General features: G+C 69.7%; 11 protein-coding genes. 7 read left to right on the top strand and 4 right to left on the bottom strand.

The window, feature by feature from the left end; translation table 11 throughout:
• Positions 1–96: 96 nt before the first annotated feature.
• Positions 97–861 (bottom strand): GntR family transcriptional regulator, encoded by a 765-nt coding sequence (locus tag ACZ7J0_RS19370; protein WP_470889268.1) that lies wholly within the window; start codon positions 859–861, stop codon positions 97–99.
• Positions 862–1,183: 322 nt separating this feature from the next.
• Between ACZ7J0_RS19370 and ACZ7J0_RS19365 the strand changes: the two genes are divergently transcribed.
• From ACZ7J0_RS19365 to ACZ7J0_RS19350, 4 genes are all read left to right on the top strand, one after another.
• The gene (locus ACZ7J0_RS19365; protein WP_470888884.1) at positions 1,184–2,467 is read left to right on the top strand and encodes an extracellular solute-binding protein; all 1,284 of its coding nucleotides are present in this window, start codon (positions 1,184–1,186) and stop codon (positions 2,465–2,467) included.
• A 136-nt stretch (positions 2,468–2,603) separates the two neighbouring features.
• Positions 2,604–3,626, top strand: a complete 1,023-nt coding sequence (locus ACZ7J0_RS19360; RefSeq protein ID WP_470888882.1) for a carbohydrate ABC transporter permease — start codon at positions 2,604–2,606, stop codon at positions 3,624–3,626.
• A 65-nt stretch (positions 3,627–3,691) separates the two neighbouring features.
• A complete protein-coding gene (locus ACZ7J0_RS19355; protein WP_468707429.1) occupies positions 3,692–4,510 on the top strand; it encodes a carbohydrate ABC transporter permease in 819 nt (272 codons plus the stop codon).
• A 9-nt stretch (positions 4,511–4,519) separates the two neighbouring features.
• On the top strand, positions 4,520–6,028 hold the full coding sequence (locus ACZ7J0_RS19350; protein ID WP_470888880.1) for a glycoside hydrolase family 3 protein: 1,509 nt from the start codon (positions 4,520–4,522) through the stop codon (positions 6,026–6,028).
• A gap of 79 nt (positions 6,029–6,107) precedes the next feature.
• On the opposite strand, the gene nagB is transcribed toward ACZ7J0_RS19350, so the two are convergent.
• On the bottom strand, positions 6,108–6,893 hold the full coding sequence (gene nagB / locus ACZ7J0_RS19345; protein WP_470888878.1) for a glucosamine-6-phosphate deaminase: 786 nt from the start codon (positions 6,891–6,893) through the stop codon (positions 6,108–6,110).
• 184 nt (positions 6,894–7,077) lie between these two features.
• On the opposite strand from nagB, the gene ACZ7J0_RS19340 reads away from it, so the two are divergent.
• On the top strand, positions 7,078–8,124 hold the full coding sequence (locus tag ACZ7J0_RS19340; protein WP_470888876.1) for an SIS domain-containing protein: 1,047 nt from the start codon (positions 7,078–7,080) through the stop codon (positions 8,122–8,124).
• A 785-nt stretch (positions 8,125–8,909) separates the two neighbouring features.
• Positions 8,910–10,376: a sensor histidine kinase gene (locus ACZ7J0_RS19335; protein WP_470889265.1), complete on the top strand. Its 1,467-nt coding sequence runs from the start codon at positions 8,910–8,912 to the stop codon at positions 10,374–10,376.
• A 175-nt stretch (positions 10,377–10,551) separates the two neighbouring features.
• Here the strand turns inward: ACZ7J0_RS19335 and ACZ7J0_RS19330 are convergent, their stop codons facing one another.
• Both ACZ7J0_RS19330 and ACZ7J0_RS19325 read right to left on the bottom strand, forming a co-directional pair.
• Positions 10,552–10,809 carry a WhiB family transcriptional regulator gene (locus tag ACZ7J0_RS19330; RefSeq protein ID WP_003953983.1) on the bottom strand — a complete coding sequence of 86 codons (258 nt, stop codon included), beginning with the start codon at positions 10,807–10,809 and terminating at the stop codon, positions 10,552–10,554.
• Positions 10,810–11,125: 316 nt separating this feature from the next.
• Positions 11,126–12,094: a diacylglycerol/lipid kinase family protein gene (locus tag ACZ7J0_RS19325; RefSeq protein WP_470888875.1), complete on the bottom strand. Its 969-nt coding sequence runs from the start codon at positions 12,092–12,094 to the stop codon at positions 11,126–11,128.
• Positions 12,095–12,174: 80 nt separating this feature from the next.
• On the opposite strand from ACZ7J0_RS19325, the gene ACZ7J0_RS19320 reads away from it, so the two are divergent.
• Positions 12,175–12,609: a hypothetical protein gene (locus ACZ7J0_RS19320; RefSeq protein WP_470888874.1), complete on the top strand. Its 435-nt coding sequence runs from the start codon at positions 12,175–12,177 to the stop codon at positions 12,607–12,609.
• The last annotated feature ends 91 nt before the right edge of the window (positions 12,610–12,700 follow it).

Genomic DNA, 12,700 nt, shown 5'->3' with positions numbered 1-12,700 from the left:
ACGGTTTCGCTTCATGGAACCCCCGTCCGAATAACGGACGAGTATCGGTGCCCCGACACCCGTCACGTATTCAGGAGGTCAAAGGTTCACGGCGGTTCAGCCGTTGGGGCGCTGGAGCCTCGCGACGAACTTGTACCGGTCGCCCCGGTACACCGACCGCACCCATTCCACCGGCTCGCCGTTCCCGTCCAGTGAGTGCCGGGACAGCATCAGCATCGGCAGGCCGACGTCGGTGCCCAGCAGGCCCGCCTCGCGCGGGGTCGCCAGGGACGTCTCGATCGTCTCCTCGGCCTCGGCGAGATGGACGTCGTACACCTCCGCCAGCGCTGTGTAGAGGGAGGTGTACTTGACCAGGGACCGACGCAGCGCGGGGAAGCGCTTCGCCGACAGATGCGTCGTCTCGATCGCCATCGGCTCGCCGCTCGCGAGCCGCAGCCGCTCGATCCGCAGCACCCGCCCGCCCGCGTTGATGTCGAGCAGCCCGGCGAGGGTGTCGTCGGCCGTGACATAGCCGATGTCGAGCAGCTGGGAGGTGGGTTCGAGCCCCTGGGCCCGCATGTCCTCGGTGTACGAGGTGAGCTGGAGCGCCTGCGAGACCTTCGGCTTGGCCACGAAGGTGCCCTTGCCCTGGATGCGCTCCAGGCGGCCCTCGACCACCAGCTCCTGAAGGGCCTGGCGCACCGTGGTGCGCGAGGTGTCGAACTCGGCCGCGAGGGTGCGCTCCGGCGGCACCGGTGTGCCGGGCGGGAGCGTCTCGGTCATGTCGAGCAAGTGCCGCTTGAGCCGGTAGTACTTGGGCACGCGCGCGGTGCGGGTCGTGGCCCCGCCCTCGGTCTCCGTGCCGCCCCCGTCCGTGGCCATGGCCTGCCTTCCCGACTCCTGTGCTGCTGCCGTCACCGGCTCCTCCGTCTGTAGCGGCTCACATGGTGGCACGGACCGGTCACAGGTCGTCGCCCCACCTCAGGTGTCGGTCCGGTAACGGACGCGACTGCCCTTCTTATACACCCTTGACACCCCTAAAGGTCTAGGCCAAGCTCCGGGTACTGGTCTAAACCATTAAAGACCAGGTCCCAGCCCCACGGGCAGTACCCGCCGCGCATGTCGCAGGTCCTGGCATGTCTCGGCGGAGCGGAGTTCTCGGGCGGTGGTGGGGGAAGTCTCTTGCATCCCTGAGGAGGGTGTCGTGAAGCGCAAGCTCATCGCGGCGATTGGTGTCGCGGGCATGATGGTCGGCATGGCCGCCTGTGGCAGCGACAAGGGTGACGGTGGCAAGGAGGCGGGCGGCGACAAGACGCTGACCGTCTGGGTCATGGACGGTTCGGCTCCCGACGCCTGGATCAAGCAGGTCAACAAGGAGTTCGAGGCCAAGCACAAGGGCGTCAAGGTCAAGGTAGAGATCCAGCAGTGGAAGGGCATCCAGGAGAAGGTCACCACGGCCCTCTCCGAGGACACCCCGCCGGACGTCCTGGAGCTCGGCAACACCCAGACCGCCGGTTACGCCGTCACCGAGGGCCTCGCGGACCTCACCGCCGACAAGTCGAAGCTCGGCTACGACGGCTGGAACAAGGGCATGCTCGCCTCGAACGAGCTCGACGGCAAGCTCTACTCCGCCCCCTGGTACGCCGCCAACCGTGTCGTCGTCTATGACAAGGCCCTCTTCAAGAAGGCCGGCGTCACCCCGCCGAAGACCCGCGCCGAGTGGATCGACGGACTGAAGAAGATCAAGGCGTCGGACTCCAAGGTCCAGCCCCTCTACCTGCCCGGCCAGAGCTGGTACGTCTACGCCGGCCTCCTGTGGGACGAGGGCGCCGACCTCGCCGTCAAGGACGGCGACAAGTGGAAGGGCAACCTGTCCTCCCCGCAGGCCGCCGCCGCCATGAACTTCTACAAGGAGCTGCAGTCCTACTCGACCGCTCCGAAGGACAAGGACGAGGCGACCCCGCAGCAGTCCACCGACATCGTCCCCAAGGGTGGAGTCGCGTCCTGGATCGGCCTCGGCTGGGAGGCCGGCGGCGCCATCGACGCCATGAAGAAGGCCGGCAAGACCGCCGACTTCGGCTACTTCCCGATCCCGGGCAAGACCGCCGACAAGCCGGGCTCCGTCTTCTTCGGCGGCTCCAACCTCGCCGTGGCCGAGCGCTCGCAGAACAAGGACCTCGCCAAGGAGTGGCTGGCCCTGGCCGCGGGCAAGGAGCAGATGGCCAAGTACGCCGCGGCCACCGGTGGCGCGCTGCTCCCGAACAACGACGCGTCGCAGTTCAAGGCGCCGGCCGGTTCCTTCGCCGAGGCGATGGCCCTGGCCGCGCCCGTCGGCAAGATCACCCCGGTGACCTCCGGCTGGGCGAACGTCGAGACCGAGCCCAACCCGATCAAGGACTACATGACCAAGGTCCTCAAGGGTGAGGACGCCGCGAAGGCCGGCGAGGCGGCCGACAAGGTGATCACCGAGCGCATCAACCAGAAGTAGCCGTCGCACCCGGTGGTGCGGCCGGTGCCCCGGGCACCGGCCGCACCACCGGGGCATCGCAGTGCACAGCGGCCCGTTCCCCCGGGGCCGCGGGCCCGTTGGGCGCGGGAGCCCCAGAACCGCGAGGAAGAAGACCATGACCGTGGACTCCCAGGGAGCGGTGACCTCCGCTCCCCAGGACGCGTCGGGGAGGGCGGCAGGGCCGTCTCAGACTCCGCCACCCGCTTCCGGATCGAAGGAAGTCCTTCAGCCTCCTCGCGGCAGGCGCGCCCTGCCCGGCGGGCTGCTGCCGTACCTGCTGATCGGCCCCGCCGTTCTCTCCATGGCGGTGCTGCTGCTCTATCCGCTGGCCCGCAATGTGATCCTCTCCTTCCAGCAGGTCAACCGGAAGGAACTGATCACCCGCAGGCCGCAGTGGATCGGCTTCGAGAACTACACCGAGCTGATCGGTGACCCGGACTTCTGGACCGTGGTGGTCCGGAGCCTCCTCTTCACGGCCGCGAACGTCGCCGTGATCATGGGCGTCGGCACGCTCCTCGGCCTGCTGCTCAACCGGCTCGGCAAGAAGATGCGCCTGGTGCTCTCGCTGGCGCTGATGATGGCCTGGGCCATGCCGATCGTCGCCTCGGTCACGGTCTTCCGCTGGCTCTTCGACGAGCAGTTCGGCGTCGTCAACTGGCTGATGCGGACGCTCGGATTCAGCGGCTACGACCAGCACAACTGGTTCGAGACCGGCTTCTCCTCGCTCGTCATCATCACGATCCTGGTGGCCTGGGGCTCCATCCCCTTCGTCGCGCTCAACATGTACGCGGGTCTCACCACGATCGGCACCGAGCTGTACGAGGCCGCCAAGATGGACGGCGCGAACGGCTGGCGCACTTTCTGGTCCGTGGTCTTCCCGAACCTGAAGCCGTTCTTCATGATCACCACGTTTCTGGAGATCATCTGGGTCTTCAAGGCCTTCACCCAGGTGTACGCCATGAACTCCGGCGGCCCGGACCGCACTTCCGAGACCCTCACGGTCTACGCGTACATCGTCGGTCAGAGCCAGGCCCACTACGGCCTCGCCGCCGCGGTCTCCGTCCTCACGATCGTGATGCTGATCGCCGTCATGTCCTTCTACTTCCGCCTGATCCTGAAGCAGGAGGAGGAGCAGTGAGCACGACCACCCTCTCCAAGACCCCCGCGGCCTCCGCCGCCCCCGCCCGGCGCCGCGGGAAGCCCGTGCGGCCCGGCGCGATCCTCAAGAACCTGACGGCGCTCGTCCTCGCCGTGGTGTTCGTCTTCCCGGTCTACTGGATGCTCTCCTCCTCGCTGAAGCCGCAGAGCGAGATCCTCAGCAAGGACCCGGTCTTCCTCTTCGTCCCGACCGGCGAGAACTACACGACCGCGACCGGCGTCGACCTGTTCTGGACGTACGTCGTCAACAGCCTCACGGTCACGGTCGGCGCGGTGCTCCTGGCCCTGGTCGTCGCCCTGGCGGCGAGCTTCGCGATCGCGCGGATGAAGTTCCGCGGCCGCAAGGGCCTGGTCCTCGGCGTGATGATGGCGCAGATGGCCCCGTGGGAGGTCATGGTCATCGTCATGTACATCATCGCCCGGGACAGCGACATGCTGAACAGCATCCCGCTGCTCACGCTGGTGTACTTCGTGATGGTCCTGCCCTTCACCATCTGGACGCTGCGCGGTTTCATCGCGGCGGTCCCGGTCGAACTGGAAGAGGCGGCGCTCATCGACGGCTGCACCCGCGGCCAGGCGTTCCTCAAGGTGATCTTCCCGCTGCTCGCGCCCGGCCTCATGTCGACCTCGCTCTTCGGCTTCATCACCGCCTGGAACGAGTTCGCCATGGTCCTGATCCTCAACAAGGACAAGGAGTCGCAGACGCTGACGCTCTGGCTGACACAGTTCCAGACCGCGTTCGGCAGCGACTGGGGGGCCACCATGGCGGCCTCCACCCTCTTCGCCCTCCCCGTGCTCATCGTCTTCCTCTTCCTCCAGCGCCGGGCCGTCGGCGGTATGACCGCCGGCGCCGTGAAGGGATAACGCCGCCTCATGACGACGCTCGTATCCGGCACCGGGACGCTGACCCGGGACGCCCTCACCGTCCTCCAGCCCGGCTTCGTCGGCACCACCGCGCCCGACTGGCTGCTCCGCCGCATCGGCGAAGGGCTCTCCTCCGTCGGCCTCTTCGGCCGCAACATCGCCTCACCGGCACAACTCGCCGCACTCACCGCCCAGCTGCGGGCCGAGCGGGACGACGTCCTCGTCGCCATCGACGAGGAGGGCGGCGACGTCACCCGTCTGGAGGTCCGGAGCGGCTCCTCCTTCCCCGGCAACTACGCCCTGGGCACCGTCGACGACACGGACCTGACCCGCGCCGTCGCCCGCGAACTGGGCCGGCGCCTCGCCGCGTGCGGGGTCGACTTCAACTGGGCGCCGTCCGCCGACGTCAACTCCAACCCGGACAATCCGGTCATCGGGGTACGGTCCTTCGGCGCCGGCACCGATCTGGTGGCCCGCCACACCGTCGCGTACGTCGAAGGCCTCCAGGCCGCCGGCGTCGCCGCGTGCACCAAGCACTTCCCCGGCCATGGCGACACCAACGTCGATTCGCACCACGCGATGCCCCGCATCGATGTGGACCTCGCCACACTGCACGCCCGTGAGCTGGTGCCTTTCCGCGCGGCCATCACGGCGGGTTCCAAAGCGGTGATGAGCGCGCATATCCTGCTCCCCGCGCTCGACCCCGACCGCCCGGCGACCCTCAGCCCGCAGATCCTCACCGGTCTGCTCCGCGAGGAGCTGGGCTTCGACGGGCTGATCGTCACCGATGGCATGGAGATGCAGGCCATCGCGTCGACGTACGGCATCGAGCGTGGCTCCGTCCTCGCGATCGCGGCGGGCGCCGACGCCATCTGCGTCGGCGGCGGCCTGGCGGACGAGGAGACCGTACTGCGACTGCGCGACGCGCTGGTCGAAGCGGTACGGACCGGCGACCTGTCCGAGGAGCGGCTGGCCGACGCGGCGGCGCGTGTACGCGCCCTCGCGTCCTGGACCCAGGCGCGTCGGGCCAGGGGGGCTGTATCGGAGCCGGGCGCGGCAACGCAGGAGGGGACCGCGCCCGGCACCGACATCGGGCTGGTCGCGGCGCGCCGCGCGCTGACCGTGACCGGTGAGCGGGTGGCCCCTGCCGAACCGGTGTACGTCGCCGCCTTCACGCCCGTGGCCAACATCGCCGTCGGTGACGAGACGCCCTGGGGTGTGGCGGCCGAGCTCGCGCGGCTGTTGCCCGGCACGCTGACCGGTTCGTACGCGGACGCCTCGGTGGAGGCCGTCCTCGCCGCCGCCGGGCAGCGTCGGATCGTCGCCGTCGTCCGCGACGCCCACCGCCACCCGTGGATGACCGCGGCCCTGGACGCCCTGCTGGCCGCCCGCCCCGAAACGGTCGTGGTCGAGATGGGCCTGAACCGGGCGGAGCCGCGGGGTGCGCTGCACATCGCGACGCACGGGGCGGCGCGGGTGTGCGGGATCGCCGCGGCGGAGGTCATCGCCGGCAAATGACGCCCGCGCGCACCATGAAGGGCGCGCGCACATGGCGAAGGGCCGGTACCCGGTGGGTACCGGCCCTTCGCCGTGCGGTCTAGATGCCCTGCCAGCCGGGCTTGTTGGCGTAGGTGTGGCGGAAGTAGTGGGCGAGCTTCAGCTTGGACGCGGCGGCCTCGTCCACGACGACCGTGGCGTGCGGGTGCAGCTGGAGCGCGGACGCGGGCACGATCGCGGCGACGGGACCCTCGACCGTCTGCGCCACGGCCTCCGCCTTGCCCTCGCCGGTGGCCAGCAGTACCAGGTGGCGGGCCTCCAGGATGGTGCCGATGCCCTGGGTGATGACGTGGTGCGGGACCTGCTCGATGTCGTCGTCGAAGAAGCGCGCGTTGTCGACGCGGGTCTGCTCGGTGAGTGTCTTGATGCGGGTGCGGGAGGCGAGCGAGGAGCACGGTTCGTTGAAGCCGATGTGCCCGTCGGTGCCGATGCCGAGGATCTGGAGGTCGACGCCCCCGGCGTCCCTCAGGGCCTTGTCGTACGCCTCGCAGGCGGCCTGGACGTCCTCGGCGGAGCCGTCGGGGCCCATGAAGGACTCCGGGGAGAGGCCGAGGGGCTCCACGACCTGGCGCAGGACGGTCGCGCGGTAGGACTCGGGGTGCCCCGCGGGCAGGCCCACGTACTCGTCGAGCTGGGCGATCCGGGCGCGCGAGACGTCCACGGCGCCCGCGTCGACCTTGGCCTTGAGGGCTTCGTAGATGGGCAGCGGAGTCGAGCCGGTGGCCACGCCGAGCAGGGCGTCGGGCGTGCGGCGCAGCAGGCCGGCGATGCCCTCCGCGATGAGCTCTCCGCCTGCCGTGGCGTCCGGGACGATGACAACTTCCACGCTGGGCCTGCCGATCTGAAAGGGGGTCTCGTGTGGTATAGACCAATCTAGCAGAGTGGCGGCCGTCGCTTCGGGCGCTCGTCCGGTTCCGTACGGCCGCCCCCGCCCCGGCTCTCCACTGGCGAGTGCCCGCCCACCCATGGTCGACTGGGCGCACCGGGACAGCGACCTGGAAGGACCGCCCATGAGCGAGCAGCCCGGCTGCATCATGGCCGGTGAGATCGCGGAGCAGCCCGCCGTGCTGCGCCGGATCCTCGCCGACGGCGCCTCCGCGATCCGCCGCACCGCGGAGGCCGTCTCCGCCCGCCGTCCCCGCTTCGTCCTGCTCACGGCGCGCGGCACCTCCGACAACGCGGCGCTCTACGCGAAGTACCTGCTGGAGATCCGGCTGGGGATGCCCTGCGGGCTGACGTCCATGTCCACGACGACGGCGTACGGAGCGGTGCCCGATCTGCGGGACGTCCTGGTCGTCACCGTCAGCCAGTCCGGCGGTTCCCCGGACCTGGTGGCCTCCACCCGGGCGGCCCGGGAGGCCGGCGCCGTCACCGTCGCGGTCACCAACAACCCGGACTCGCCACTCGCGGCCGTCTCCGAGTACCACGTCGACATCCTGGCGGGCCCGGAGAGAGCGCTGCCCGCGACCAAGACGTACACCGCCTCGCTGCTGGCCCTCCACCTCTTCGTCGAGGGTCTGCGCGGCGGCGACGCCGGGTCGGCCCGGGAACTGCCGGAGCTCGCCGAATCCGTCCTGGCGCGCCGGGACGAGGTGCGGCGGCTGGCGTCCCGCTACCGCTTCGCCGAGCGCATGGTGATCACCTCGCGCGGCTACGGCTACCCCACGGCGAAGGAAGCGGCCCTGAAGCTGATGGAGACCAGCTACATTCCGGCGCTGTCCTACTCCGGCGCCGACCTGCTGCACGGTCCGCTCGCCATGGTGGACAACATCTCGCCGGTCATCGCGGTCGTCCCCGAGGGGCACGGCGGAGAGGCCCTCCAGCCGGTCCTGGACCGCCTGCGGGGCCGGGGCGCGGACCTGATGGTGGTCGGCCCGAAACCGGCGGTCGACGCGGCCTCCGCGGGCTTCGCCCTCCCGACCCGGGGCGTCCCGGAGGAGATCCAGCCGATCCTGGAGATCCTCCCGCTCCAACTCCTCGCGTACGAGGTGACCATCGCCAGGGGCCAGGATCCGGACGCGCCCAGGGCTCGGATGAAGGTGACGGAGACGCGCTGACCCGCCCGGGAGGCCCGGGCCCCCCGCGCCACTACAGCGGCGGGAGCAGCAGACCGCCCCTCGCGTCCAGGTGCTGGGCCCGTTACCCAGCGGGCGTCGGGCGAGGCCAGAGGGCGACCACGTCCGCGACCCGTGGTCCGAGGCGGTTTGAAGACCGAGCGGGAGGCCACGTGGGCGCGGGCCGAGCGGGTTCGGCGAGCCAGGACGCGTCCAGGTCGGTCTCGACGACCCGGGACCGACCGCGTTCACGGTGATCCCGTGCGGGGCGAGCTCCGCCGTGAGGGAGCGGGTCAGCGCGTTCACCGCGCCTTGGCCATGATCGTGGCGAGGCCGGCCGGTAGGGCGATGTCCGGCGTCCCGGTGACCGTGACGATCCCCCCACCCGTCCCGCAGGCGCCCGAGACCGTGCTCGATCACGCTGGAGGCGCTGGGGGAGCGCGCGATGCGGGGTCTGGCCGCCCGGGCCCTGAGACACCCGCGGGCCGCGGCGCCAGGACGGGACCCTCAACCCGTCCGGCACCGCAGCCCGGAGCAGCAGGCCGGGGGTGTGCGGTCCCTCGGCCGTGAGAGGTCTCGACGCAGTCAGGGCAGAGAGCGCCGGTACCTCGTTCCACCCTCCTGTGCGGGGAGAGTGGAGGCTTTACCTGCCCATTGTGGACTAGACCATTCTTGTCTGTCCATCCATGGGAACAGGGTCCTTCCCGGCCCATCCTCCAACACGGACGCCCCGAGATCCAGGTTCACCGCCTTGTAATTCCGCAGGTACGCTCGCACACGTGCCCTCCATGAACGACCTCGTACGCCAGCACACCGCTCTGAGTGAGACCGACCTCGAGTGGCTCCACCTGCTGGTCTCGGAGTGGCAGCTGCTCTCCGACCTCTCCTTCGCCGACCTCGTTCTCTGGGTTCCCACCCTGGACGGCACCCGCTATGTCTCCGTCGCCCAGATGCGGCCGAACACGGGTCCCACCTCCTACCAGGACGACATGGTCGGCCATCTCGTCCCGCGCGGCCGCCGCCCGCTGCTCGACGCCGCCCTCGACGAGGGCCGGATCGTGCGCGAGGGCGACCCGGAGTGGCGCGAGGAGGTTCCGGTGCGGGTCGAGTCCATCCCCGTACGCCGCGAGGGCCGCGTCCTCGGAGTCATCGCCCGCAACACGAACCTCCTCACGGTCCGTACGCCCTCGCGGTTGGAGCTCACATACCTCCAGTCCGCGTCCGACCTGGCCCAGATGATCGCGGCCGGAACGTTTCCGTTCCCCGGCCAGCAGGTCGACATGGACGCCTCCCCGCGCGCGGGCGACGGCCTGATCAGGCTCGACGCCGACGGCGTCGTCCAGTACGCCTCGCCCAACGCCCTCTCCGCGTACCACCGTCTCGGCCTCGCCGCCGACCTGGTCGGCCAGCACCTCGGCCAGATCACCGCCGAACTCGCCCCCTCCCGCGGCCCGGTCGACGAGGCACTGGTCAAGCTGGCCAGCGGCTACGCCCCCCGCGAGACGGAGATCGAGGGCAACGGCGGCGTCATCCAGCTGCGGGCCATTCCGCTGAAGCCCAAGGGCACCCGCGTCGGCTCGCTCGTACTCCTGCGCGACGTCACCGAACTCCGCCGCCGCGAGCGTGAGTTGATCACCAAGGACGCCACCATCCGGGAGATCCACCACCGGGTGAAGAACAACCTCCAGACGGTCGCCGCCCTGCTGCGGCTCCAGGCCCGCCGGATGGATTCCGAGCAGGGCCGCGAGGCGCTGAACGAGGCGGTGCGGCGCGTCGGTTCGATCGCGATCGTGCACGAGACGCTCTCGCAGAACCTGGACGAGCGTGTCGAGTTCGACGAGATCGCGGACCGGGTGATCGCCATGGTGGCGGAGATCTCCCCGGGCAAGGTGAGCTGCCGGCGCAACGGTCGCTTCGGCATCCTCGACGCCGAGGTCGCCACCCCGCTCTCGATGGTCCTCACCGAGATCCTGCAGAACGCCCTGGAGCACGCCTTTGCCCAGGGGGAGCAGGGCACGGTCGAGGTGACGGCGGTCCGCGGCGAGGCCCGCGCCGACGCCCGGCTGCTCATCACGGTTCAGGACGACGGCCGCGGGCTCCCCGAGGGCTTCGACCCGCAGCGCGCGGGGAACCTCGGGCTGCAGATCGTACGGACCCTGGTGGAAGGGGAGTTGGGCGGCACGTTCGACATGCAGCCCGCTCCGGAGCGCGGCACACGGGTCGTGCTCGACATCCCCGTCCACCCTCAGAAATGACAGCGGGCGGGAACGACGGCGGGCGAGAACAGCCCGCGAAGAGCAGCGAGCCCCGGACCGTGTGACACGGTCCGGGGCTCGAATGCTGTGGGTTACTGCTGCGCGCTGCGGCTCGGGGGCGGTGATTGCGTACGCGATGTACGCGCCGCTCGGCTCAGGCTCGTAACAGGGGGCGTCAGGCGCTGGCGTTGCGCGCCCGGTTGCGAGCGGCGCGGCGCTTCATGGCGCGACGCTCGTCCTCGCTGAGGCCACCCCAGACGCCGGAGTCCTGGCCGGACTCGAGCGCCCACTGCAGGCACTGCTCCATGACGGGGCAGCGGCGGCAGACGGCCTTGGCTTCCTCGATCTGCAGCAGCGCAGGACCGGTGTTGCCGATGGGGAAGAACAGCTCGGGGTCTTCCTCACGACAAACGGCGTTGTGACGCCAGTCCATGGCTGCTACCTCTCTTGTGTGACATGCACGTTGCTTGTGAATGTGAACGCTTTCACGAATCCCCCCGCAAGGGAAGGGCCGACTGCCAGTTGGACTGGTGTGGTCCTTGGGATGAGGAGGGGTTCTGGTGCTCAGTGGAGGCCGTTCCTGCGGGCCGTCCCGAGCGCCATGTAGAGATTCGCAAACCTCGGCGGCGGATACAACCCCTTCCGGAAAGTTTTTTTTGATTCCTCGGTGTCGGCTAGGTCACAGCCGTACTTCTATGGGGTGGATGCCAGCCTAAACGTTCGAGTGAAAGGCCTTTGGGCTCTTCCGCTCACACAATCACACGCAGTGCACGGCGAACGCCTGTGAACGTCACGCTGGTACGCAGACCCAGGTGGTCTCCGTCCATCTGAAAGGGGAGCGGAACCTTCGAATGCAAGGTGAAGTCGGTCAAGTCATGCAGAGTGAGGGCATGCTTGCCATGCGGACCGCGCTCCGGCGTCGAGGTCAGCAGCTGGGTGGCGTAACGGGCCACCGCCGGCGTCGACAGACGGCTCAGTCCGAGCACGTCCAGCGCGGTGTCGAAGGACGCCTCCGGGGACGCGTACACCGGACGATTGCCCAGGTAGGTCCAGGGAGAGGTGTTGCAGACTATGGACACCACAAGATCGTCGACGGGGTCCTGGCCGGGCCTCTCCAGCGTGATCGTCCCGTGCCGCCGGTGCGGCTCCTCCACGAATTGGCGGACCATCTGGCGGACGTAGAGCGCGTGCGTGGATCTTTTCCCGCGTTCCCGCTGCTGTTCGACCCGGCCGATCACTCCGGCGTCGAAACCGAGCCCGGCGCAGAACGTGAACCAGCGGGCCGGAACCGATTCGTCGTCGGTTCCCGGCGTGCCGGACGCCAGTCCCAGACCGACCGTCCGTTCGCGGCGCTCACGCAGCGCGTCCAGAATCGCGCCGGTCGCCTCCACCGCGTCGTTCGGAAGGCCGAGCGCGCGGGCGAAGACATTGGTCGAGCCGCCGGGGACGACCGCGAGGATCGGAATCCGGTCCGGATCGGGGCCGTGGTGCAGAAGCCCGTTCACGACCTCGTTGACCGTGCCGTCGCCACCGAGAGCGACGACCATCTCTATGTCCTTGGACTCCACGGCCCGGCGGGCGAGGTCCCGGGCATGTCCGCGGTACTCGGTCGTCACCGCCTCGAGCTTCATCTCGCTGGCCAGGGCGTGGATCAGGACGTCGCGCGTGCGGGCACTGGTGGTGGTTGCTGCCGGATTGACCACAAGAAGTGCGCGCATGGCCGCCAGCGTACCTACCGCGCGGTACCTGGCCCAGCCCCGTCCGGAGCGTGGAAGGCGCCGGCGGCTACCCTGCTCGGGTGAGCAGTACCGAGCAGAACACCCCGACGGACACCGCCCCGCGCCCCGCCCGCCTTACCGCCGCGGCGGCGCTCGCCGCGCTGGAGGCCCTGGCTCTGGTGGTCGGTGGCGTCTACGTACTGGTGACCGGATTCACGGGCAGCCCCGACAGCCGGACCCAGGCGGTCACCGGCGGCGCGACCCTGATCGCCCTCGGTCTGATCCCGCTGGCGGCCGCGCGCGGACTGCTGCTGCGCCGTTCCTGGAGCCGGGGTCCGGCGATCATCACGCAGATCCTGGCGCTCCCGGTCGCCTGGCAGCTGCTCCAGGCGACCAGCGCCCTGATCCCCGCCGGCATCGCCCTCGCGGTGACCGCCGTGGCGGCCCTCGTCCTCCTGCTGAGCCCGGAGACGACCCGGGCCCTGGGCATCCGGGGGCCGGGAAGCGACGCCTAGGTGTATTGATCACGAGCGTTGTTGACAGTCGCGGGTCTTGATCATGGCGAAGACCTCCGGTGTGGTGGAGCTGTCTAGGAACACACCACGC

It is taken from the genome of Streptomyces sp. NPDC038280 (assembly GCF_055600045.1).
The sequence above is the reverse complement of the archived record's forward strand: the minus strand, read 5'-3'. Positions and strand labels throughout refer to the sequence as shown.